This is a genomic window from Desulfobaculum sp. SPO524 (genome assembly GCF_044987625.1).
Taxonomy (GTDB): domain Bacteria; phylum Desulfobacterota; class Desulfovibrionia; order Desulfovibrionales; family Desulfovibrionaceae; genus Desulfobaculum.
In genome coordinates this window covers 93,504-115,948 of the sequence record NZ_JBJDSB010000005.1, presented here as the reverse complement: position 1 = coordinate 115,948, position 22,445 = coordinate 93,504, and the positions used below count along the sequence as shown (strand labels likewise).

General features: G+C 61.9%; 20 protein-coding genes and 3 tRNA genes. 11 read left to right on the top strand and 12 right to left on the bottom strand.

Going from position 1 to position 22,445, the window contains the following annotated elements; genetic code table 11:
* Nucleotides 1-107 precede the first annotated feature (107 nt).
* Entirely contained in the window at nucleotides 108-1,802 is a 1,695-nt protein-coding gene (locus tag ACI3L3_RS14830) for a radical SAM protein (protein WP_404845928.1), read from the top strand.
* Between the two features lie 106 nt (nucleotides 1,803-1,908).
* Here the strand turns inward: ACI3L3_RS14830 and ACI3L3_RS14825 are convergent, their stop codons facing one another.
* The gene (locus ACI3L3_RS14825) at nucleotides 1,909-2,193 is read right to left on the bottom strand and encodes a zinc ribbon domain-containing protein (RefSeq protein WP_404845927.1); all 285 of its coding nucleotides are present in this window, start codon (nucleotides 2,191-2,193) and stop codon (nucleotides 1,909-1,911) included.
* Between the two features lie 121 nt (nucleotides 2,194-2,314).
* On the opposite strand from ACI3L3_RS14825, the gene ACI3L3_RS14820 reads away from it, so the two are divergent.
* Nucleotides 2,315-3,502, top strand: coding sequence for an ATP-grasp domain-containing protein (locus ACI3L3_RS14820; protein WP_404845926.1), 1,188 nt, complete (start codon nucleotides 2,315-2,317; stop codon nucleotides 3,500-3,502).
* Nucleotides 3,503-3,594: 92 nt separating this feature from the next.
* Here the strand turns inward: ACI3L3_RS14820 and ACI3L3_RS14815 are convergent, their stop codons facing one another.
* Genes ACI3L3_RS14815 through ACI3L3_RS14805 form a run of 3 tightly spaced genes read right to left on the bottom strand, consistent with a single transcriptional unit; the run spans nucleotide 3,595 to nucleotide 7,705 of the window.
* Nucleotides 3,595-4,974, bottom strand: coding sequence for an aminopeptidase (locus ACI3L3_RS14815; RefSeq protein WP_404845925.1), 1,380 nt, complete (start codon nucleotides 4,972-4,974; stop codon nucleotides 3,595-3,597).
* A 55-nt stretch (nucleotides 4,975-5,029) separates the two neighbouring features.
* Nucleotides 5,030-6,451, bottom strand: coding sequence for an L-seryl-tRNA(Sec) selenium transferase (selA, locus tag ACI3L3_RS14810; protein ID WP_404845924.1), 1,422 nt, complete (start codon nucleotides 6,449-6,451; stop codon nucleotides 5,030-5,032).
* A gap of 12 nt (nucleotides 6,452-6,463) precedes the next feature.
* Nucleotides 6,464-7,705, bottom strand: a complete 1,242-nt coding sequence (locus ACI3L3_RS14805) for a bifunctional folylpolyglutamate synthase/dihydrofolate synthase (RefSeq protein ID WP_404845923.1) — start codon at nucleotides 7,703-7,705, stop codon at nucleotides 6,464-6,466.
* Between the two features lie 236 nt (nucleotides 7,706-7,941).
* Between ACI3L3_RS14805 and ACI3L3_RS14800 the strand changes: the two genes are divergently transcribed.
* The 3 genes from ACI3L3_RS14800 to ACI3L3_RS14790 all read left to right on the top strand — a co-directional run bounded on the left by ACI3L3_RS14800 (nucleotide 7,942) and on the right by ACI3L3_RS14790 (nucleotide 9,433).
* Nucleotides 7,942-8,018 (top strand) — tRNA-Arg (locus ACI3L3_RS14800).
* Between the two features lie 329 nt (nucleotides 8,019-8,347).
* On the top strand, nucleotides 8,348-8,827 hold the full coding sequence (locus tag ACI3L3_RS14795) for a MarR family winged helix-turn-helix transcriptional regulator (protein ID WP_404845922.1): 480 nt from the start codon (nucleotides 8,348-8,350) through the stop codon (nucleotides 8,825-8,827).
* Between the two features lie 51 nt (nucleotides 8,828-8,878).
* Complete coding sequence (locus ACI3L3_RS14790; protein ID WP_404845921.1) at nucleotides 8,879-9,433, top strand: cyclase family protein; 555 nt, start codon at nucleotides 8,879-8,881, stop codon at nucleotides 9,431-9,433.
* A 9-nt stretch (nucleotides 9,434-9,442) separates the two neighbouring features.
* Here the strand turns inward: ACI3L3_RS14790 and ACI3L3_RS14785 are convergent, their stop codons facing one another.
* Both ACI3L3_RS14785 and ACI3L3_RS14780 read right to left on the bottom strand, forming a co-directional pair.
* Nucleotides 9,443-9,967 carry a HEPN family nuclease gene (locus ACI3L3_RS14785; RefSeq protein WP_404845920.1) on the bottom strand — a complete coding sequence of 175 codons (525 nt, stop codon included), beginning with the start codon at nucleotides 9,965-9,967 and terminating at the stop codon, nucleotides 9,443-9,445.
* Between the two features lie 127 nt (nucleotides 9,968-10,094).
* The gene (locus ACI3L3_RS14780; RefSeq protein WP_404845919.1) at nucleotides 10,095-10,943 is read right to left on the bottom strand and encodes a glycine betaine ABC transporter substrate-binding protein; all 849 of its coding nucleotides are present in this window, start codon (nucleotides 10,941-10,943) and stop codon (nucleotides 10,095-10,097) included.
* 675 nt (nucleotides 10,944-11,618) lie between these two features.
* On the opposite strand from ACI3L3_RS14780, the gene ACI3L3_RS14775 reads away from it, so the two are divergent.
* Both ACI3L3_RS14775 and ACI3L3_RS14770 read left to right on the top strand, forming a co-directional pair.
* Nucleotides 11,619-12,026: a hypothetical protein gene (locus ACI3L3_RS14775; RefSeq protein WP_404845918.1), complete on the top strand. Its 408-nt coding sequence runs from the start codon at nucleotides 11,619-11,621 to the stop codon at nucleotides 12,024-12,026.
* A 453-nt stretch (nucleotides 12,027-12,479) separates the two neighbouring features.
* Nucleotides 12,480-13,232 carry a YkgJ family cysteine cluster protein gene (locus ACI3L3_RS14770; protein ID WP_404845917.1) on the top strand — a complete coding sequence of 251 codons (753 nt, stop codon included), beginning with the start codon at nucleotides 12,480-12,482 and terminating at the stop codon, nucleotides 13,230-13,232.
* A gap of 54 nt (nucleotides 13,233-13,286) precedes the next feature.
* Here the strand turns inward: ACI3L3_RS14770 and ACI3L3_RS14765 are convergent, their stop codons facing one another.
* On the bottom strand, nucleotides 13,287-13,769 hold the full coding sequence (locus tag ACI3L3_RS14765) for a VOC family protein (RefSeq protein ID WP_404845916.1): 483 nt from the start codon (nucleotides 13,767-13,769) through the stop codon (nucleotides 13,287-13,289).
* Nucleotides 13,770-13,967: 198 nt separating this feature from the next.
* Between ACI3L3_RS14765 and selB the strand changes: the two genes are divergently transcribed.
* Nucleotides 13,968-15,878, top strand: a complete 1,911-nt coding sequence (selB, locus tag ACI3L3_RS14760; protein WP_404845915.1) for a selenocysteine-specific translation elongation factor — start codon at nucleotides 13,968-13,970, stop codon at nucleotides 15,876-15,878.
* Between the two features lie 88 nt (nucleotides 15,879-15,966).
* On the opposite strand, the gene ACI3L3_RS14755 is transcribed toward selB, so the two are convergent.
* A complete protein-coding gene (locus tag ACI3L3_RS14755) occupies nucleotides 15,967-16,479 on the bottom strand; it encodes a hypothetical protein (protein WP_404845914.1) in 513 nt (170 codons plus the stop codon).
* A 354-nt stretch (nucleotides 16,480-16,833) separates the two neighbouring features.
* On the opposite strand from ACI3L3_RS14755, the gene ACI3L3_RS14750 reads away from it, so the two are divergent.
* The gene (locus ACI3L3_RS14750; protein ID WP_404845913.1) at nucleotides 16,834-17,016 is read left to right on the top strand and encodes a hypothetical protein; all 183 of its coding nucleotides are present in this window, start codon (nucleotides 16,834-16,836) and stop codon (nucleotides 17,014-17,016) included.
* Between the two features lie 405 nt (nucleotides 17,017-17,421).
* Here ACI3L3_RS14750 and ACI3L3_RS14745 read toward each other — a convergent pair whose 3' ends face one another.
* The 3 genes from ACI3L3_RS14745 to ACI3L3_RS14735 form a co-directional block, all read right to left on the bottom strand.
* Nucleotides 17,422-17,907: a hypothetical protein gene (locus ACI3L3_RS14745; RefSeq protein WP_404845912.1), complete on the bottom strand. Its 486-nt coding sequence runs from the start codon at nucleotides 17,905-17,907 to the stop codon at nucleotides 17,422-17,424.
* 151 nt (nucleotides 17,908-18,058) lie between these two features.
* Nucleotides 18,059-18,134 (bottom strand) — tRNA-His (locus ACI3L3_RS14740).
* 504 nt (nucleotides 18,135-18,638) lie between these two features.
* Nucleotides 18,639-18,714: transfer RNA gene (locus ACI3L3_RS14735), tRNA-His, on the bottom strand.
* Between the two features lie 86 nt (nucleotides 18,715-18,800).
* On the opposite strand from ACI3L3_RS14735, the gene murA reads away from it, so the two are divergent.
* A complete protein-coding gene (murA, locus tag ACI3L3_RS14730) occupies nucleotides 18,801-20,057 on the top strand; it encodes a UDP-N-acetylglucosamine 1-carboxyvinyltransferase (RefSeq protein ID WP_404845911.1) in 1,257 nt (418 codons plus the stop codon).
* 105 nt (nucleotides 20,058-20,162) lie between these two features.
* On the opposite strand, the gene ACI3L3_RS14725 is transcribed toward murA, so the two are convergent.
* Nucleotides 20,163-21,101, bottom strand: a complete 939-nt coding sequence (locus tag ACI3L3_RS14725) for a Gfo/Idh/MocA family oxidoreductase (protein ID WP_404845910.1) — start codon at nucleotides 21,099-21,101, stop codon at nucleotides 20,163-20,165.
* 186 nt (nucleotides 21,102-21,287) lie between these two features.
* Between ACI3L3_RS14725 and lpxB the strand changes: the two genes are divergently transcribed.
* Nucleotides 21,288-22,439 carry a lipid-A-disaccharide synthase gene (lpxB, locus tag ACI3L3_RS14720; RefSeq protein WP_404845909.1) on the top strand — a complete coding sequence of 384 codons (1,152 nt, stop codon included), beginning with the start codon at nucleotides 21,288-21,290 and terminating at the stop codon, nucleotides 22,437-22,439.
* Nucleotides 22,440-22,445 lie beyond the last annotated feature (6 nt).

The following is a 22,445-nucleotide window of genomic DNA, read 5'->3' as shown; positions in this document are numbered from 1 at the left end:
ATCCCCCTTTGCAGCGAAAGCTGCGAGGGGGATTTTTATTTACAAGCACCCTCCCGCACTTCCTCCCCAGAATTTGCCTTTCGCGGCAATGTGTATATAACCGCCGCATGAGCGAAGCGACGTTGTATCCGCCGGAGTCCGGCGTGTTTTATGGTTTGGACAGGCCGTCTGTTCCCGAGTGGGGGGGGCGGCTTCCTGTGGCTTTGGTGTTTCCCGGTTCCGCGCGCCTTGGATTGTCTACCCTTGGGTGGCAGGTGGTGTGGAAGCTGCTGGAGGAGTGCCCCGGCATTATTGCGGAGCGGTTCTTCTGGGAGGGGGGAGATGAGGAGCCTCGGGCGTATGACTCCGGGCGGCCGTTGTCGGACTTTCCTGTCATTTCCTTTAGCCTCAACTTTGAGGAAGAGTACCGCGCCATGGCCCAGATGTTGGACCGGGCGGGCATTCCCCTGCGAAGTGAGGACCGTGACGGGGCGTGGCCGCTGATTACTGCTGGCGGGCCGTTATCCTTTATGAATCCTGCGCCCGTGGCCCCGGCGGTGGACCTGTTTTGGGTTGGCGAGGCCGAGGCGGGCTTTGCGGACCTGCTGGCCGAGTGCGCGTCCTACGCCTTTGACGGCGCAAGCACCATGGACTATCTGCGCGCCGTTGCCGGGCGCGATGGCGTCTACATTCCGGCCCTCGCCACAGCGCCTACCCGGCGCGTCCTTGCCGGGCACGGCAATGAGCTTTCGCATCCGGGGCATTCCTGCTTTGTGACGCAAGAATCCGAATTCCGCGACATGTTCCTGCTGGAAGTGAACCGGGGCTGCCCCTACGGGTGCCGCTTTTGCGCCGCTGGCTACATCTACCGGCCGCCCCGTCATGCACGCGTTGAAGTTCTCAAGGACATTGTCGAACGCGTGAACCCCGGCAAGGTTGGCCTTGTGGGCACGGCGCTCACGGACTGGCCGGACCTGCATCCCTTCCTGACATGGCTCCATGAGCGCGGGACGAAATTTTCCCTTGCCTCGCTACGCTATGACGGTTTGACCGACGACTTCCTGACCTTTTTGCGCCGTACCGGCACCCGCAGCGTGACCCTTGCGCTGGAGGGCGCCAGTCACCGCATCCGCGAGGCCATCAACAAGCGCCTGGACGAGGAAAAGTTCCTCGAGGCGGTGTCGCGCATCAGCCGGCTGCAGTTTAATCACCTGAAGCTGTACATCATTGCGGGCTGGCCGGATGAGACGGAAGAGGACTACCGCGAGCTTGGTGAATTCCTTCAGCGCATTCGCGAGGCCATCGACGCCGGGCGCGGCAAGAAGAAGACCGGTGTTGGTCACGTGACCCTCGGTGTCAGCAGCCTTGTGCCTAAGCCGTGGACCCCGTTTCAGTGGGCGCCCATGGCGGGTGAGGCGCACCTCAATGACGTGATGAAGCGCCTCAAGAAGGTGGTGAAGCCTGTGAAGGGCTTTCAGGTACGCGTGGACAAGCCCGCACCGGCGCGGCTACAGGGGCTTTTGGCGCGCGGGGACGAGAAAATTTTTGACCTCATTGAGATTGCCGCCCGTCCGGGCATGAACTGGCGCAAGGCGCTGAGGCAGTGGGACGGCGACATGAGCGCCTACCTTGACCGCGAGCGCGGCAAGGATGAACCCCTGCCGTGGGAGTGTGTGGACATTGGCGTGGACAGGGAATACCTGTACCGCGAGTGGGAGCGCTACAAAACCGTGAAAGGAACGGCGCTCTGTGGCAAGGTGGAATGTGAACGGTGCAATGCCTGCGGCATGGGGACGTGGCTGCACCACGGTGACGGCAAGTAGGCCCTGTGGCGGAAAATGAAAAACGCCAGAACCCGTCCAAGGACGAAGGTTCTGACGTTTTCACTCCGGCGCGGGATGCGCGCGGGAGGTATGGACGGGAGTGCGGTTAGCTTGCGCTACTGCACCCGCTGCATCCGCCACTGGCTTTGCCGGGGCATGCGGCCGCGGCGACAGCGCGACGCTTCATGGCTTTTTGCACATTGTGCTGCACCTTGGCGTCGGGTTTTCTGTCGAGGGGGCTGGCCGCTTCGATGTGAAGTGAGGTGGCTGAGAGCAGTTTCCGTGTCGCTCCGCTGGAACATTCAGGGCAGGGGGGCGCGGCCGCGTCGGACGCCACCAAATCCTCAAACTGCGCACCGCATTTTTCGCATTCAAATTCATAAAGAGGCATCGTTCAACTCCTGTTCGAGGGATGTAATACTTCACCCCCGGGTGAAGTCAAGGATGGATTTACCACCGTCCGCCAAGGGCGGCGGGACCATACACGCAGAAGGGAAGGTAAGGTACTGATTATGATACTTCTTGATAAACCATATGTTTCGCAGTTTCTGAAGGACTCTATCCGCCAGAATGCTCTGCCCGTGTGCGATACGGAGCGGGCGCGGCAGATGCTGGTCGGCTCCGGCATTGCCACCACTGATGCGGCGGACCTTGTCCAGCAGGTGAAGGAAGGGGCCATCACCCGCGTTTATTGCAATTCCGAAAACGCCATTGATTGGATTGGCGAAAACCTTGCCTTTACGTCCCTGCCGGAGACCATAGACATCTTTAAGGACAAGGCAAGATGCCGCGACCTGCTGCGCACCGAAAATCCGGACTTTTTCTACCGCAAGGTGCCCTTTGCGGAGTTGGACGCCGTGGACCCGGCGGACCTGCCGTTGCCTGTGGTGGTTAAGCCCAGTGTTGGGTTCTATAGCCTTGGCGTGCACCTTGCCGCCACCGCAGAGGAGTGGCGCGAGGCCGTCAGCGCCATCCGCGCTGAGGTGGACGAGATTCAGACCATCTACCCCCGGCAGGTTCTGAACATTGATGCCTTCATCATTGAGGAAGTCATCGACGGCGAGGAATTTGCCGTGGACGTCTACTTTGACGACGCGGGCGAGCCCGTTATCCTGAACATCCTGCACCACGAGTTTTCGTCGGGCAAGGACGTCAGCGACAGGCTGTATGTGACGTCCTCGGCCATTATGCGGGAGCGTTTGCCCATGTTTACGGCGTGGGCGCAGCGCCTCGGCGAGCTGGCGGAGCTGAAAAACTTCCCCATGCATGCCGAGCTGCGCGTGCGTGCGGACGGCTCCATTGTGCCCATTGAGGTCAATCCTATGCGTTTTGCGGGCTGGTGCGTGACGGACATCGCCGCCCACGCGTGGGATATCGACGTGTATGATTATTATCTGAACAACAAGCGCCCGGACTGGGACGCCCTTATCGCTGAGCGCGATGGGTATATCTGGGCCAACATCATTGGCGACCTGCCTCCGGGCATCAAGGGCGCGGACGTGCAGGATGTGGACTACGAGGGCTTTGCCAGCCGCTTTACCGAGCCGCTGGAACTGCGCCCCATCAACTGGCTGGAGTACCCGCTGTTTGCCTTTCTGCACGTGCGGGTGCCCATGACGGACCGCTCGGAGCTGGACGCCATGCTCCATGCAGACTTTACGCCTTTTCTCACCATGCGCGTGAGCGCTGGCGCAGAGTAGGAGAAGACGCTGCGTCGCGCACGCAGAACACAGCATACAGAAAAGGGCGGCCCCGAAAGGAGCCGCCCTTTTTGACGTCGTGTGGGTGGCCGTTAGCTCTTCAGGAACTCGCGGTAGGCGAGCATAGTGATGTAGAGGTCGGCCTTGGAGGCAATTTCAAAGGGCGAGTGCATGGCGAGGACCGAGGGACCGAAGTCGATGATGTCCATGCCGTACACGGCAAGGTATTTGGCAACGGTGCCGCCGCCGCCGAGGTCCACCTTGCCCAGCTCGGCCATCTGCCACGGGATGCCTGCCTTGTTCAGCAGGCCGCGCAGCCAGCCCACGTATTCGGCGTGGGCGTCGTTGGCCGCCACCTTGCCGCGGTGGCCGGTGAACTTGCAGAACACGGGGCCGTGGCCCAGCAGCGAGGCGTTCAGCTTTTCGTGCACTTCCTGATAGTCGGGGTCCAGACCGCCGTGCACGTCGGCAGAGATGGCCTTGGAGTTCATGAGCACGCGGGACAGGCGGGTGCCGGGCTCCCATGCGTCAATGAGGTCCTCAAGGCTGTACTCGAAGAACAGGCTCTTGGCTCCGGTGGAACCCTCGGAGCCGATTTCTTCCTTGTCCCAGAACAGCACCACCTGCGTATGTTCGGGCTGCTCGGCGGTGAGCAGGGCCTCCAGGCCGGTGAATACGCAGATGCGGTCGTCGTGGGCGTAGGAGCCAAGCAAGGAGCCGTCCAGACCGACCTTGCGGGCAGGACCGGCGGGCACGACCTGAATCTCGGCGCTGAAGAAGTCCTCTTCCACAATGCCGTATTTTTCGTTCAGCAGGCGCAGGACCTGCTTTTTGATGCGGCCGGTGTCCTTGTCGTCGTCGCCGTCCTTGGCAGCCGGGGCGTGGCCGAGGACAACGTTGAGCTTTTCGGCTTCAAAGGCCTTGGACAGCGGCTTTTCGGCTTGCTCGTAGGCAAGGTGGGGCAGCAGGTCCAGCACGGTGAAAACCGGGTCGCCCGCGTCCTCGCCAATGTTCACGGTAACGGTTTCGCCGTTTTCCTTGACGATGACGCCGTGCAGGGCCAGCGGGCGCGCCAGCCACTGGTACTTGCGGATGCCGCCGTAGTAATGGGTTTTGGCGAGGCCGATGTTGCAATCTTCATAGAGGGGGTGCTGCTTGAAGTCGAGGCGCGGGGCGTCGCAATGCGCGCCCAGCAGGCGGATGCCTTCGGACAGCGGCTTCTTGCCCTTGCGGGCGAGGAGCATGGTCTTGCCACGCATAACGCGGAAGACCTTGTCACCGGAGAAGTCCTCGGTGAATCCGGCCTTGGTGGCGATGTCCGTGACGTAGTCCACGGTTTCGCGTTCGGTCTTGCAGCGGGTGAGAAAGTCGAGATAGCGGTCGGCCAGCTCGTCCATTGCGGAGCGGTGTTCCTCGGTTTCGTACACTTCCCAGCTGTTGCGGGATTCAAAAAGCAATTCGTCTTGAGCCATGTTCTATCATCCTCTGTGTTGAATCGGTGAGGGGAGATGTGGCGGATGGGCCGCCTTACTGTGCGTTGCCAGATGCGGTCAGCCGTGTGAGTGCCTCGGTAAGAGCGCCGGCGACCATGGAAAATTCGTCATCGCCCAGCGTTCTGGGGTCCAGACACAGGGCGTCGTCCTCAATGCGTCCCACAAGGGGCGGGGTGGTGTCCAGTAGGGCGCGGCGCAGGGCGTCGGCGCTGATGGACGCGGTGGGCAGAATGCGCACCAGCGTCGTGGGCAAATCGCGCTCCGGGAAGGAGCCGCCGCCCACGCGGGACTGGCCTGCCGCAAGCTCGGTCTGGGCCAGATGGGGCAGGGCGCTGTCGATTGCCGCGGCCAGCTCGGTGGCGCGCCTGTGCAGGTCGTCCTGGCCTGCGGTAATCATGCGCAGGGTGGGGACGGATTTGGGCGCGGCGTCGGGGTCGATGTACAGGCGCAGGGTGGCTTCCAGCGCGGCAAGGGTCATTTTGTCGATGCGCATGGCGCGGTTCAGCGGATTGCGCTTGATGCGGTCGATATAGTCCTTTTTGCCGACGATAATGCCCGCCTGCGGCCCGCCGAGGACTTTGTCCCCGGAGAAGGTGACTACGTCAATCCCTGAGGCCACGGTGTCCTGCACGGTGGGTTCGTCCAGTTCGCCGGAGGCGAAGGGATGCAGGTTGCCACTGCCAAGGTCTTCAATGCTGGGCAGGCCATGGGCGCGGGCGAGTTCCGCCAGCTGGGCCGAGGACACTTCCTTGGTGAAGCCCACGATGCGGAAGTTGGAGCAGTGTACGCGCAGGAGTGCGGCCGTGTCCTCGGTGATGGCGTCCTCGTAGTCGCGCGGGTGGGTGCGGTTGGTGGCGCCAACCTCCACAAGGTGTGCGCCGCTTTTCGCCATTACGTCCGGGATGCGGAACGAGCCGCCAATCTCCACCAACTGCCCGCGCGAGACAATAACCTCGCCGCCTTTGCCAAGGGTTTCCAGTACGATGAGCACGGCGGCGGCGTTGTTGTTGACCACAAGGGCGGCTTCCGCGCCTGTCAGGCGGCAGAGTACGTCTTCCACGTGGCTGTAGCGGCTGCCACGTTCTCCGGTGGCAAGGTCGAACTCAAGGTTGGAGTAGTTGGCGCAGGCGTCGGCCACGGCGTCCATGGCTTGCGGAGCAAGGATGGAGCGCCCAAGATTGGTGTGGATGACCACGCCCGTGGCGTTGAGCACGCGCCGGAAATGCGGGCGCGATGCGGCGCGGACAAAGGCGGTCAGCGCCGGGGTGAGGGCGGGCAGGGACAACTGCTCGGCTTCGGTCACGCGGCCACTGCGGATGTCCGCACGGCAGGAGTCGAGAAAGTCATTCACCAGCCCGCGGACAAGGGGGCGGGGCTGGGCGGCTATGTCGTCCACCGTGTCCAGCGCCGCGAGCACGGCGTCCACGGAGGGGATGTGTCGGTACAGGTTCGGCATGTGTTTTCCGGCTTAGTGGGTGTGGTCGTTGTCACTCAAGTGTTCAGGATGCAGAGTAAAGAATGCGGCCAGTAAATACAAGGAGCCGCACAGCAGCACCGGCCCGCCGTGGCTCTTGGCCCGGCTGAGGGCGCTGGCCATATCCGGGGCGGCGTGGGCTGGCGCGCCGATGGCGCGGGCTGTTTCAGCGGCGTTTCTGGCGCGGGAGTTGTCCGGCATCTCCGGCACATAGACCGGGGCGTCTGGCGCCAGCGCGCGGACCTGCGGGGCGATGGTGCCAAGGTCCTTGTCCGCAAGACAGGTGAAGATGACTGCCGCGGGCTGAATCCCCTCGGCGCGCAGGGTCTGCGCAAGGGCGGTGAGTGCCTGCGGGTTGTGTGCGCCGTCAAGATAGATGTCCGGCTCGCCCGGTATATGTTGGAACCGGCCCGGAACCATGGCCGTGGCCGCGGCGGCGCGGCAGGCGTCTGCAGTGATGGCGATGTCGCGCGCTTCTGCGTACAGGTGCCATGCGGCAAGGGCAAGATGCAGGTTGCGCTGCTGGTGTGGGCCTTTCATACGCGGGAGGACGCCCTCGGCGCTGGGCGCGTGGGCTTTGGCGCGACGGATGGTGCCTGTTTCCGGCGCGTAGTCGAGGACATCGGCGGCGCGGAAGAGGGGCGCGCCGACATCGGCGGCGTGGGCGGTAAGCACGCGCATGGCCGCGTCGTCCTGCGGTGTGGTGACCACGGGAGTGCCGCCCCGCATGGCTCCGGCTTTGTCTGCGGCGATGTCGGCAAGGGTGGGGCCGAGGATGGCCTCGTGGTCCATGCCGATGGCGGTATAGACGGTGAGGTCTGTGCGCAGCACGCCCGCCGCGTCGTAGGTGCCGCCGAGTCCGGCTTCCATGACGGCAAGGTCCACCCCTGCGGCGTCAAAGGCATGGATGGCGAGCACGGTGAGAAATTCGAAATAGGTCAGTCCCTCGGGCGGCGCGGCGTCCATGGCGGCGTTGGCGCTGCGGACCCATGCGTCCGGCGGCAGCATGCGGCCATCCACAAGGATGCGCTCGCGTGGGGTGATGAAATGCGGCGACGCGTAGAGGCCAACACGCAGGCCGTGGGCGCGGGCAAGCTCGGCGATGGTGCGCGAGGTTGACCCTTTGCCGTTGGTGCCGACAACGTGGATGACGCCGTAGGACGGGGAGAGCAGGTTCAGCGCGGCGGTGGCGGAGTGGACGCGCTCCAGTCCAAGGTCCATATGAAAGAGGCCCAACTTGTCCAGATGAACCTGAATATCGGCGAATGACGAAAAGCGGGGAAGCAGTGGTTTTACCTCGGGTGGCGCAAGCCGTGAAGGTTGTGGAAGATAGGGCGCGGCGCGTGGCCGGACCCCGCAGCCTGCCAGAGCGCGGATGGTACCCCCTCGCCCCCCGGCGTGCAACAGTTTTACCTTTTCCCGCCAGACCACTTGACCGCTCCCCCCACTGTGGCATATAAGACGCAACCCATGCGCCAGTAGCTCAGTTGGATAGAGCATCGGCCTTCTAAGCCGACGGCCGGGGGTTCAAATCCTCCCTGGCGCACCATAGAATTTCAAGAGGTTACGCACTTTGCGTGACCTCTTTTTTTGTTGTGGGGGGTAACAAAGGGGTAACAGACTTGCAGAGGTGTCGCCCTTATCCTTTCTTTTCGCATCCTGCATCAATCCCGCATTACGTCGCGCCTTGCCGACGGGGTATCGCGCAGGCCGGTGTCATCGTTTTCTGGTGGTCATACTTGTGATAAAGCGCAGAGGACATCACTGGGTGCCCCCCTGCGCCTGTATTCTGCCACGTTGCACAAGCGTCTGGCGGTTCATTCGGGTGGAGTAGACAAAACGCTTGACCCGTTTGTTAACCACGTTTACAAAGAGCGAATGAAGCGCACCACAACACAGGCCGCCCGCTCGATTTTGGAGGGGCTTCGGCGGTTCAAGGCCAAGGCTGATCATCTGGAATCCCAGACGTATACACATGCGGATGGGACGGTGCTGTATCCGGCGGAGCTTGATGTCATCGACGCTGTGGGGCATCATCCCGGGCTGAATGTGTCGCGCCTTGCCGCCATGAACGGCGTGTCCCGCGCGGCAGTCTCGCGCATGACCACTGGCTTGGTGCGCAAAGGGATGCTGGAGAAGGAGCGCCCGGCTGGGCGCCGTGAGGTGAGCTTGCGTCTGACCGCCAAGGGCGAGGCGGTCCACCACGAGACTGAGGCGCACTATGATGACCTCTACGCCGCACTGGAAGCGCACCTTGGCGCTGGTGACCCCGGCGCGCAGGCGGCCGAGTTTTGCGCGCTACTGGCCCTTGTGGAGGAGCATTTGGAGCAGGCGCACGGCGTGGCTGGTTCGTCGTAGCCTCTTTTTTTATACAGAATGTTAACATGGTTAATAAAAGGAGTGCAAGTGATGTATATTGATTTGACCCTGCCGCTGACGGACGCCAATGCGTTCCAGCGTGCGGAGAATCCTGTGGCCCGCCTTGGGCACATGGGGACGCATATGGATGTGATGGACGCCGAGCCGCCGACGGCGGAGCGGTTCTTTCCCCGTGGGCGGCTGGTTGATGTGCCGGACACGGAGGACATTGGCGTGGACGCCCTGCGTGTGACAGGGGACCTGCGCGTCGGGGATTTTGTCCTTGTGCGCACGGGCTGGATGCACAGGCACTGGGGAACGGACGGGTACTTCGGCCCGCACCCGGAATTGTCGTGGGATGCTGTGGAATATCTGCTGGACTGCGGCGTCTGGTACATCGGCATCGACGCTCCGGGCATCCGCCGTGGTGAGGAACACAGGCGCGTGGACGAGATGTGCGCGGCGCGCGGCATCTTTGTTGTGGAGAATCTGGCGGACACCCACCTGCTGCCGCAGCGGACCTTTCCGCTGTACTGCTTCCCCATGCGCCTTGCCGGTGTGAGTGGGGCGGCGGTTCGTGTGGTGGCGGAGGTTGGCGGCGCGTAGGGGGGATATTTACTCTTCTCTTTCATGTACCTGCTGTGTTAAAAAATCAAGTAATTTAAGAAATTCCTCAATGGTGATGGCGATATGCCAAATTGTTTTTTCGCCACCCAGTTTGTTTTTGAGTGTCAGCCCCTTGATCTGATGATCTTTTGCAATAATTCCAATGTTGCTATGAGCTAATGAGTGTCTCATGTGTTCCAGCGTGCTTTTGGTGGGGGCTTTATGTTTAAGTTTCCGCGTTTTTTGTGGGGTATCATTTTTATCTAAGGATAACTCTGTATACTTAATGCGCGCAGTGCTGTCGTTGAATGAGAAAGAGTGCTCTTTTTGTTTTTTAATAAGCGCATCATAGCTGATTTCTGTTGCTTCAAAATTGCTCTTGTTTTCATTAACGAAAACAATGAGACCTAGGCACGAGTTGATGAGTTGGGTAACCTCGTATCCTTTGTCATGATGTTTTTTTTGTTCTTGGATGATTTTGAGATTTTCGGTGGTTCGTTCTACGAAGTCTTTCAAAAACTGTTGGTATTCCATTTTTGTCTCCTGTTGTTTTTCTATAAGCTTTATTCTATCACTCCCCCCCCAATTGCGAAGCAAAAAACCGCCCCCGTCGGAGCTGTCCGGCGGGGGCGGTTCTGTGTGCGTATGTTGGGTGGTGGGCTTATTTGCCCAGCCAGGTATTCAGCAGCTCGGGGTGGGCGTCGAGGAAGGCGTTGGCGTTGGCCAGCGGGTCCGCGCCCTGCTTTTCGTTTTCGGCCATGAGGTTCTGCATGGTGTCGATGTCCCACTCAATGCGGTCCAAAATGGCGGCTGCCTTGGGGTTGTCCGTGCTAAAGCCCTTGCGGGTGATGGTATCGATTTCCTCGGAGCCGCCAAGGGAGCCTTTGGGGTCGTCGAGGTATTTGAGGTCCCAGCGGCCAAACTTCCAGTGGGGGGACCAACCGGTCACGACAACCCATTTGTTCTGGCGGATGGCGTCGCCAAGGACGGCGGTCATGGCCGCGCCGCTGCTGGGCACAAGGTCCATGTCGATATTGTAGTCCTTGATGGCTTTCTCGGACAGCAGCATCAGGCCCGCGCTGGGGGCAATGCCGACGATTTCGTCATTGAACTGGTCCTTGTGGGCATTGAGCTCGGTAATGGAGTCAATGTCCACATAGCTGGGCACCACCCAACCAAGACGTGCGCCAGCGGTGTTGACGCCAAGGTTTTCCACAGAGTCCTTGCACGCTTCGTAATACTCGCCGTGCGTGGAGGGGAGCCATGCGGCCAACGTGGCATCGGCTTCGCCCAGTTCCAGCGCCTTCCACATGGTGGCGACGGAAACCATGGTGATTTCGCTGTCGATTCCGGCGCGGTTCAGGACGGCCTTGGCGAGGTTCGTGGTGGTCAGCGCGCAGGCGTAGGCAGGTGTAATAAGCCGGACCTTGCCGGTGTCGCTGGCGTGGGAAAGCTGTGCGGTCAGACAGAGGGTGATGATGGTTGCTGCAAGGATCAGTTTTTTAAACATGCATACTCCTGGGTTGGGTTCACGAAACCGGCGTCGGTGAGGCCGGGGTTCTCTACCGATAGCCGCACAGCAAAGCCCCGTCCGAAACGGGCGGGGAGAGCCTGCGCGCGGCATGCTTGATGGAAACATTGGAAAAGGCGGCGGACACGGAGCTGCGGCAGTGGGGACCGTGGTCCGTGACTGCGGCTTCGTGGTGCATTGATGGAGAATATGGTCTGCGCTGTGTTGTGTTGCGGAAGATGTACTGCTTCTTTGTCTGTGGCGCTCGTTGACCAGCGTTTGATTGGTGTTTCGAAGGTGTGTGTTGCGTGTAGGATAGCAGGACGGCCTGTTTTGTCAAATTTGTGATTTTGAATTGAAAAAGACTGGTGTGCACACTGTAGAGTCGTCTCTAGTACATTGTGCGTATGAGTGGCGCCGCACTGTAGAAGTGCAGGCTGTACAGTGCGTCGCTATGACGCGGCGGCGAAAAAAAAGTGAGAAACCCTGAGAGCGGACGGCTGACGGGGGCTGCGGCGGGCGAATGCTTTAGGGGGTACTACAGTGGGCGGCGCGCAGGAAGGCGCCGCGTGCATATCCATGGAGGGCACTCGGGATGTTGCCAGTCGGCGCGCGCCCCGGTACGCTCCGCACCGCCACATCATGAACCATCGCCAAGCTCGACAGGAGGAGCGTATGACCGAGTGCACCAGTTTTCTTGAAGCATGGACGCAGGACCCCAACGCGGTAAAGCCCGCTTTTGCCCGCCTGAAGGCGGTGCTGGAGCAGTGCGGCGAGGCGGAGCTGTCCTTCAAGGCCCGTCCGGGTATTACCTATTCATTGCGCGGGGCCTGTCCCGGGCATGACCGCGACCTGTTTGTTATGGTGGACGTTGTGGACGATGACCCGGCGGACCGTTGGCTGTCCGTGTGCTTTTACGATGATCAGGTCACGGACCCGGAGGACCGGGGCGACTGGGCTCCCGGCGGCCTTGGCGGGCAGGACGCCCGGTGTTTCAATATTGATGAAGAGGACGCCGCCGCTGTCGCCTATGTGGAAGCCCGCATTCGTGAGGCGTGGCAGGCCGCCAAGGCCGCCGCGTAGCCGCGGCATACTGCGGCTCGGTTCACGGCGACGCTGTTTGCCGCGCCCAGAACTCTGGCGTTGCCCTGCGCGTTGTGCGCTGGAGTCTTTTCCTTACGCCGCGCCTGTCCGTATGGCCAAAGCGCCGCGTAAAACGGCCCGTCTCTTTTGAGGCGGGCCGTTTTTGTGCGCGCGGGCATGTGGAAGGAGGAAAACGCTGTGGACGACTCGCAAAAACGCGGTGCAGAACGCGGCAACGTTTTGCAGAAACGCATCGGCAAAACGCGCGCGTTTTCGCGTCCGCACTGCGTTTTTATGCAAAACCCGCAACTGTGAAAAACAGAAAGCCGTCCATGCCTTCACTTGTTGCAGAATACGTTCTATAGTCGCGCCGAGTCTCTCCCGTTGGCTTCGCAGTTGTTGTACGTGTCAGGAGTTCTCGCCACGGGAGCAAGAAGCGTCTCTGGAGGCGTTATGTGTGACAAGGAAAGGATATTTTTGACGCGCGATGAGGCCGTGGAGGCCATGCGCATCGATTTTGAGCAATACGCGCCGCAGATGGCGCTGTTCGCCGACCTTGCCCCGCGTTTTCTTGGGGGGGCGGCGCGTATTGTGGAGCACGATGGCGGCATTGCCCTGCGGGTGGATGCCGCTGCTGGTCCGCGCTACATCCCGGCTGATGCGGCTGGGGAGTGCATTTGGCAGGCGGTGGAGCGCGCCCGGCTCCCCCTCGCAGAGCTTGCGGCGCTGTGCCATACGGTATTCTGGGGACGGACAGAGGTCGCTCCCGGTCCGGATGGCGAGGGCGACGGCATTTGGATGGAAACCGGCATGGAGCGCTTTGCCTGCAATGAATGCGGGCTGTGCTGCTTTACGCTGGACTACCGCTGCTCATGCACGGAGGAGGACCGCGCCCGCTGGCTGGCGGCGGGGCGGGAGGATATTCTGGAATGGGTCGGCGATGTGCTGGAGGATGGCGAGTGGCTGCGCGACAGGCTGTGGGTGCGCCCCGGCACCTCGCTGCCGGCGGAGCAGTGCCCGTGGATGGTCACGCGGCCGGACGGCGGGTACTCCTGCGGCATTCATGACGTGAAACCGCAGGTCTGCCGCGAGTATCCCGGCAGTGTGAAGCACGGCGCGCTGACTGGATGCTACGCCTTTGCGCCGGAGCAAAAACGCTACCGCCAGCGCGAAGCCGTGGCGCATGACGACGTTGAAACAGTTTAATAAACGCGGCAAAGGCCGGGACGCCACACGGTGCCCCGGCCTTTTTGCGTGCTTTTAGGAGGTGATGAGGCGTTTGACCTCATCCACCGGCGTCATGGTCTTGTCGGCGATTTCCTGCGGCGAGTACCCTTGGTTGTGGAAGCGCAGGGCCACAACACCCATGGGTTCGGCAAATTCAATGATGTGCCCGTCGGGGTCAAGGATGCGGAAGGCGCGTTGGCCCCACGGCTGTTCGTGGATGTCATTGAGCAGGGCAACGTCGTGCTCGCGCAGGTTTTCCAGCGCGGCCTCAAGGGCCGGGGTTTCGAAGTAGAGTTCGAGATTATTGCGCCCTTGTGGCGTGTCCGTGCCGTCGGGCAGGGTTTTGTGCATCATGGAGAGCGCGTCCTTTGCTGTCCACAGGGCGAAGCCTTTGTAGGCGGTGTAGGCGTCCTCTACGGCAAAGAGTTCTTCCTGCTCCAGCACCTCGGTATAGAATGGGCGCGAGGCCTTCATATCCGCCACGAAGAGGACCGGTCCTTCAAAGGTGGGTTTCATCTCGCTCTCCTTGTAGAGATTTCCCTATTGATATTCCAGAATGCCGCCGATGCGTCAACACGCCGCCCACGCCCTTGCCGGGTTGAGAGGGCGGCGTTTTTGCCATAGAAGGAAAGACCAAGGCAACTTACGCAGTAGAACGAGATTTCATATACGAGCATGACCACCGGATGCGTCCGGTGAAGGAGAGAGGGAACCATGCCTGTCATCATGGGCACAGCCGGACATATCGACCACGGCAAAACCACGCTGGTGAAGGCCCTCACCGGCATTGATTGCGACAGACTGGCCGAGGAAAAAAAGCGCGGCATAACCATTGAACTGGGCTTTGCCCATTGGGATATGCCAAACGGGAAACGCCTCGGCATTATTGACGTTCCCGGCCATGAGCGCTTTGTTAAAAATATGGTCGCAGGCGCATCGGGGGTGGACTTCGTCCTGCTGGTTGTGGCGGCGGACGAGGGCGTTATGCCCCAGACGCGGGAGCATCTGGAGATTTGTACCCTGCTCGGCGTGAAGCACGGGCTGGTGGCCCTTACCAAGGCCGATATGGTGGACGCGGATTGGCTGGAGCTGGTGCGCGAGGATTTGTCCGGCGTGCTCGCCGGGACCTTCCTTGAGGACGCGCAGGTGTTGCCGGTGTCGTCCCACACGGGCGACGGGCTGGAGGAGGTGCGTCAGGCCGTGCAGGATATGGCCGCGGGCTTTGCCGCGCGCCGCCGCTCGGACCTGTTGCGCCTGCCCATCGACCGGGTGTTTACCCTGCGCGGGCACGGTACTGTGGTGACCGGGACGCTGGTATCCGGCGCCGTGCGCATCGGCGAGGAGGTGGAACTCTACCCCGCAGGAACGCGCGCCAAGGTGCGCAGTCTGCAGTCCCATGGCGACAGCGTGGAGGAGGCCCCGGCCGGCCGCCGCACCGCCGTGAACCTTGCGGGGCTGGAGGTGGAGGACATCTCGCGCGGCGAGGTTATGGCGCGTCCGGGGACGCTGTTCCCCAGCACCGTGTGGGATGTGGAGCTGACCTACCTTGCCTCGGCGGGCAAGGAGCTTAAGCACCGCAAGGAACTGCACTTCCACCACGGCACCAAGGAGGTGCTGGCGCGCATCTATCTGCTGGACCGGGACGTCTTGAAGCCCGGCGAAACCGCCATCTGTCAGGTGCGCTTCAGCGACCCCATGCCCGCCGTGTACGGCGACCGCGTCGTGCTGCGGTCTTTCTCGCCCCTGCGGACCATTGCGGGCGGCATGGTGGTGAATCCCCTTGGGCGCAAGGTCAAGCGCTTCTCGGATGACGCCATGGCGCGTCTGGACCGTCTGCGCAGTGAGGACCCCGCAGACGTTGTGACGGCGCAGCTTGAACTTGCCGGGGCCGAGGGCCTCACCTTTGCCCAGCTGATGACCATGTCCAATCTGGAATCCAAGGCGCTGGACAAGACCATGCAGCAGCTTATGAGCAAGGGCGCGGCGTTTTTGTTCGATAAGGACGCGCGCGGATTTGTGGCCGGCGCGGAGGTGGAGCGCCTTGCGGCTGGCGCTGTGGAGGCTGTGGCGGCCTACCACAAGGCCAAGCCCATGGAGCAGGGCGTGGTGCGCGGCGAGCTTGCCTCGTCCAAGTGGGGGCGCGCTTTGCCGGAAAAGCTCATCCACTTTGTGGTGGAGCGGCTGGTGAAGCAAAAGGCGCTGGTGGCCGAGGCCGAGCGCGTGCGTCTGCCGGAGCACAAGGTCTCCCTTGCGGCGGATCAGGAAAAATTGCAGGCGACCATCAAGGACGCCTACGCGGCTGGCGGCATCACCCCGCCAAACGTGCGCGACGTGCTGGACCCGCTGGGTGTCACCTTCAAGGAGGCCGCCCCGGTCTTTCGCCTGTTGGTGCAGGCTGGCGAGCTGGTGAAGGTGAAGGAGGACATGTACTTCCACACCCCGGCCATGCAGCGCTTGCAGGACATGGTGGTGGGCTTCATCACGGACAAGGGCCAGATGACGGCCCCGGACTTCAAAGAGCTTACGACGCTGTCGCGCAAGTTCGCCATTCCGGTCATGGAGTATCTGGATAAGGAAAAGGTGACGGTGCGCGTTGGCGATGCGCGCGTTTTGCGTGGCGCCTAAGGCGGTGCGCGGCGCTGCGGCCAAGTGCTTGAGCCGCGCCGCTGATGGACGAATCTTGAACGGTCTGCCCCTGTGGCAGGCCGTTTTTTTATGCTGGCAGGCGGCAGAGGCGCGCGGGCAGGCGGGATTGTGGGCCGGAGATGGTAATGGTGCGGCGCACGCCCGGGCTGGGGGCAAGGTCCATTTGCAGGTATTGGGCTATGGCGCGCTGGACGGTGTCCGCAATGGTGTGGGGCAGGGACTTGTCACGCACCACGCGGTGGCGCACATCAAGGGCGTCGCCGGATTCAAGGGCGATGTTGAGGCTAAAGGCCGGAACCGGGCGCGACTCGAACCCCGGCCCGCCGCTGGCTGTGACATGCGGCTCAATGAACAGGCTTGCGCCCTCAACGATGGGATGATGCTTGCGCAGGGCGTCTTCCACCAGCTTCTTGTCCTGCGCGGAGAGGGTGAAGGGGCATGGTCCGTCGGCATAGAAGACGGACAGCGGAATGCGCACGCGCGGTGTGGGCGAGGTGAGGTCCACAAGGCCGAAGTAATGCAGTCCAATGGGAATGAGGATTGCGGAAAGAAGGCTGAAGATGGTGGCAAAGGTGCGCATGACGTAACGGCAAATCTCTATTTTCAATTCATGGAAGAAAAGTATGCATTCGTGCTGCGTACATGATGGGCGCTGTGGTCCACCCCGTGTCTCCGCGAGAGTATAACAGGCTTTGTATAGACTGTGGAGTGCTGCGGCAATGGAAAATGCGGCGGGAGCACAAAGCGTGCAACGCCTTGGAAGCATGGAAAAAGTGGCGCCGGCGCTTGTCATTTGCACGGGCCAACGCTACAAGATGGGAACGTAATCCATGAGGATGACACGTTATTCTGCGCTAGACCTGTGATCCGGAAGAGTACTATGCCTATCGTATCGACCCGATTTACAACAAGTCCAAGAGTTTACAGGGACACAGTGACCCACCGGGTCATGGTGGCTTCGTCCGAAATGCACGAGACCTTCGTTCAGGAGGAGGGGCGCTGGCGCGAGGGCGCGTTTGACGACGGCGACCTGCGCGAAAATTTCGTCCTTGTGCAGGACCAGCAGGAGGCATGGCGCGTATTCAAGCAGGCCCTCGGGCAGGTGGGCTACCTGTAGCGCGTGCGTCGCGGCGCGCGCCGGATGGGGAAGTTTCCCGAGCGGTGTTCCCCTTCAGATGAATGCGCCGACGTGTGCGCCGCCGTGTGCGCCGTGAAAGCGCGCCGCGCTCATTGCGGCTCGTCAGGGTGGAGTGCTTAGGGCAGGATATCTTTTGGGGAAGGGAGAGGTGCTCCGTATTATGCGGGGCATCAGGCGTGCGTCACATGCGGGCGGGTGCTGAGAGAGCGTGCGGCAAGCCGAAGCGAGTCCGCCATCCCCTGGCCCTACAGTCAAAACATATTCCAGAGCACGCAGACGCCGGACTTATGGCATGCGTCATCCAGACCATATTTGCATCTGCAAGCGGCCTCATTGTGTGGGCCGCTTTTTTGCGTTTGTGGGGGCGGCGCTGGCGTGGAAGGGTCAGGAGACCGTAATGGTCCGGCCCCCGCGCGACGGGTGGCGGCTGGTGGACGTGTAGTATTGGTCTATGCCGTCCTCAATGGACCGGATAAGGGACGCCGTCAGGTGACGGGCCTTGATGCGGCGCGAGAGTATCTGAATGGTGTCGTCGGATTCGGTCTGCATGGTGATGGCGTAGCAGGCTACGCGGTCGCCTTGGTTCTCCGGGGGCAGGGAGTCGCGAAACGCGCCGTCCTGCAGGGAAATCTGCACGTTGGACAGGAGCTTTTCGTGGCGGTTGAGGGTGCGGGTCAGCTTGGTTTCGTCCACAAAGCGCAAAAATGGCTTTGACGCGGGCACGGTGTGGACCTCGTGCGCGACTTTGCTGACAAGACGGGGGCTGGGGGAGGAAAACGTGAAGGCGTAGTCCTGCGTGCTGACCAGCAGCACGGCGGCAGTAATGGCCGCAAGGGCGGTGATGATGACGAGAACGGCGGCTGGGCGCATGGCGTATCCTACAGACGTATCGGGCGAATGTGTTGGGCGAGCCTGTTGTGCGAACGTGTCGGCAAGCGGTGCAGGGAACGGGAACTGCCGGGAGCCGGGCAAAGGATGCACGGAAAAAAGGCTCCGCATGTGCGGAGCCTTGAATCCATACTGGGGTGAGTGATGGGACTTGAACCCACGGCCACTTGGGCCACAACCAAGTGCTCTACCAACTGAGCTACACCCACCGTGTGGTGAAGGGAGTGATAGCCAAGGAGCCGCCATTGGTCAAGAGAAGATTGGCAACAAATCGCCGCCAAGGCGAAATTTCTACTGGATGGGGCCATTTGGAGGGGGCGCGTTGAAGCGGCGCGGTGGGACTGCGGACAAAGGGGGGGCGCTCGTGCGGCGCGCCGCGGAGGGTTTTCGCAGGGTCCGTCACGGCGTAGGCGGGGGCCGCGCTGTCAAATGTGTCCGCCGGAGGACATTTTTGTGTACAGGGCTTGGGCGCGGCGCGGGGCTGGCAGGGCGGGCAAATCCGGCGGCGAAGCGCCCTTGCCGGGGCGCGCGGGGGCCACGGAAATGGCGCGGCAGGAGTTGACAAAACAGCCGGAGATAATGAAAGTCCCGAGACAGTCGGCACGGGGCGCGTCGTGGCGCCCGGCCGCACGCGCGGGCGGAGGCTTTCGGCCCGGCGCGGCGCACTATGGGCACAAAAAAAGCCCCGTCAATGACGAGGCTTTAAGTGCATATGGGGTGAGTGATGGGACTTGAACCCACGGCCACTTGGGCCACAACCAAGTGCTCTACCAACTGAGCTACACCCACCGTGTTGCGGAGGCTCTGATAGCCGAGGTCAGCATGACGGTCAAGCAATTTTATTGATTTGCTCAAAAAAAGGCGAAAGCAATTTCATGGAAAAACTCATCATCGAGGGCGGACGCCCATTGGAAGGCCGGATACGAGTCAGCGGTTCCAAGAACGCCGCACTGCCCATTCTTCTGGCCAGCCTGGCCGTTGACGGACCTGTTACATATACCAACGTTCCCAATCTTCGCGATATTAATACCACGCTGCGTCTTCTGGACATTCTGGGATGCGGGACCACATTTGAAAACGGCACCGTTACGGTGACGCCCGGCACCCTTGTGCCCGAAGCGCCCTACGAGCTGGTGAAGACCATGCGCGCCTCCGTGCTGTGCCTTGGCCCGCTGCTGGCGCGCCTGTGCGAGGCCCGCGTGTCCCTGCCCGGCGGCTGCGCCATTGGCTCGCGCCCGGTGGATCTGCACCTCAAGGCGTTGGAAAAGATGGGCGCAACGTTTGATCTGGAGCAGGGCTACATCCACGGCACCTGCGACGGCAGACTGCGCGGCGCACATATTCAGTTCGACTTCCCCACCGTGGGCGGCACCGAAAACCTGCTCATGGCCGCGGCCCTTGCCGAAGGCGAAACCGTTCTCGTCAACGCCGCGCGCGAGCCGGAAGTGGTGGACCTTGCCAACTTCCTGTGCGCCTGCGGGGCCAAGATTACCGGACAGGGCACCAGCATTATTACCATTGAGGGCGTGGAGCGCCTCTCCGGCTGCGAATACCGCATCATGCCCGACCGCATTGAGGCGGGCACCTACCTCTGCGCCGCTGCCATCACCGACGGCGAGCTGTTGCTTGAGGACTGCCCCATGTTTGAGCTGGAGGCCGTCATCGCCAAGCTGCGCGAGATGGGCGTGTATATTGAGGAGAAGGGCGACGTGGTCGTGGCCCGCCGTAATGGCGGGGGCGTGCACGGCGTGGACGTGGTGACCTTGCCGTTCCCCGGCTTTCCCACGGACATGCAGGCCCAGATTATGGCCCTGATGTGCCTGAGCCAAGGCTCCGGAATGATTAAGGAAACCATATTCGAGAACCGCTTCATGCACGTGCAGGAGCTGAGCCGCATGGGCGCGCACATCACCCTTGATGGCCGCACGGCCATGGTGCGCGGCGTGGACAGCCTCATCGGCGCGCCGGTGATGGCCTCGGACCTGCGCGCCAGCGCGTCCTTGGTGCTGGCCGGTCTGGCCGCCAAAGGCTCCACGGAGGTCCAGCGCATCTACCATCTGGACCGGGGCTACGAGAATATTGAACACAAGCTGGAGGGCGTTGGCGCGCGCATCACCCGCGCCCGCGACTAAGCCTTTCCGCTGGCCGCCGCCCCGTGCGGCGGCAGTAACGCACAGAAAACGCCCCGCCTCGGCAATGCCGAAGCGGGGCGCTTTTTTGTGTGGTGACCGGAAGCGCTAGGCGTTTTCCGGATCAAGCACGCGCTCGATGGTTTCCAGCACGTACAGGCCGTCGCGGCCGGTGATGGGCACCTCGGTGCCATCGCGCAGGGCGCTGAGGAAGGCCTTGAGTTCCAGCGGCACGGGCTCGCGGAACATAACGGGCCATTCGCGCACCATGTAGTTGGCGTCGTAGCCCTCAAACTTGCTGTATTCCTTCACTTCCTGCGTCACGAGGTTGGCGTGGATGTACTTGCTCTTCGTCGCCACGCTGATGCAGCGGGACTTGTAGGGCGTCACCCAGTTGGTGTTGATCTGGGCCAGCACGCCGTTGTCCATCTGGGCGGTGATGAGAGCGGAGTCCTCATGCTTGCCAAGGGAGGACGACGTAACGGCGAAGACCTTGTCGTACTCTGCGCCGGTGATGAAGCGAATGAGGTCGATGTCGTGGGAGCCGAGGTCCTTGATGACGCCCACATCCTGAATGCGGGGCGGGTAGGGGCCAACTCGCTCGATGTTGATGGACACCACGTCTTCGCCTTCAACAAGGCTCTTCACGCGCTGCACGGCCTGATTGAAGCGCTCGATGTGGCCGACCATGAGGGGCAGGTTCTTTTCCTGCGCCTTTTCGATGAGTTGGCGGCCTTCGTCGGCGGAAGCGGCGAGGGGCTTTTCGATAAGCAGGGGGATGTTCTTGTCCATGACCTTGAGGCCGACGGGCAGGTGGTACACCGTGGGCACGCAGACGCTCACGGCGTCCATAGGCTGGGCAAGCAGGTCGTCAATGTCGCTGTAGGTGGCAACGCCGAAGCGCTCGCGGACTTCCGCCAGCACGTTTTCGTCCGTGTCCACAACGCCGACGACTTCCACGTCGGCCATTTCGGAGTAGACGCGCAGATGGATTTTGCCCATCCAGCCGAGGCCGATAACGCCTACACGCATGGTTTTGTTACTCATGATAGCATGACTCGCTTTGATAATGCCCACGAAAGGGCGTGAATACGTCGTGCGTCCGTGCCGGGGCGTGGCCCACGAAATGGCCGGGCGTCGTCATTGTCATTGCAGTGCAATTCGCTTATTGGTGCGTTGGCGTTTATCAAATTTTCGGCAGACTGCCAAAGATTGAATTTCTGTAGGAACGATATGGGTACGAAGCGTAACGGCGAGTCGATATGGCTGAGCGCGGGCGAAGTTTCGGGCGATATGCACGGAGCGCTGCTTGTCCGCGCCTTGCGGCAGCGCGCCCCCGGCGTGCGGTGCATGGGCCTTGCCGGCTCCGCCATGGAAGAGGCGGGGTGCAAAAAGGTCTTTGACATCAGCGAGTTGTCGCTGATGGGCGTTACCGAGGTGGTGGCCCACCTGCCGCGCGTGCTGGGGCTGATGCGCCGCATCTACGCCCGCCTCAAGGCCGAGCGGCCACGCGCCGTGGTGTGCATTGACGCGCCGGACTTTAATTTCTTTGTGGTGCGTATGGCCCGGCGGCTGGGCATCCCGGTGTTGTATTACATCTGTCCGCAGGTGTGGGCGTGGCGCAAGGGCCGCGTGAACTTTCTGCGCGACAAGGTGGACCGGGTGCTGTGCATTCTGCCCTTTGAAAAGCCCTTCCTTGCCGCCCACGGGCTGGACGCCGACTATGTGGGGCATCCGCTGGTGGACCAGATTCCCTTTGCGGATATTGAGGATGTGGAGCCGGACCCGAACCGCGTGCTCATCCTTCCCGGCAGCCGTCGCAAGGAGATTGAGTCCCTGTATCCGGATTTTTTGGCGGCCGCGAAGCGTATGCACCATGTGCGCCCGGAGCTGACCTTTACCGTGGTCCGCGCTCCGGGTGTGGACCGCGCGGCGCTTGAGGCCGCGCTCCCTGCCGGGCTTCCGGTGACCGTTGAGGAGCCGGAAAACCGCTACGCCGCCATGCGCGGCAGCGGCGCGGTTATTGCCGCGTCGGGCACGGTGGCGCTGGAGACGGCCCTTGTGGGCGTGCCCACGGTCATCGCCTACCGCCTGTCGCCCGTGACCTATGCCCTCGGCAGGCTCATTGTGGATGTGCCCTACATCAGCCTGCCCAATCTCATTATGGATACGGAGGTCTTCCCCGAGCTGTTGCAGGAGGATGCGAATCCTGAGGACATCGCGGCCAAGGCGCTGGGCTTTTTGGATGCGCGCACCAATGCCGAGGTGCGCGCCACGCTGTCGCGGCTGGCGGAACTGGTGGGTGAGCCGGGCGCTCCGGGGCGCGCGGCAGATATCATCCTTGGCCGACTGCATATGACGGCCACAGACGGCGCGGGAGCGTAGGGGGAG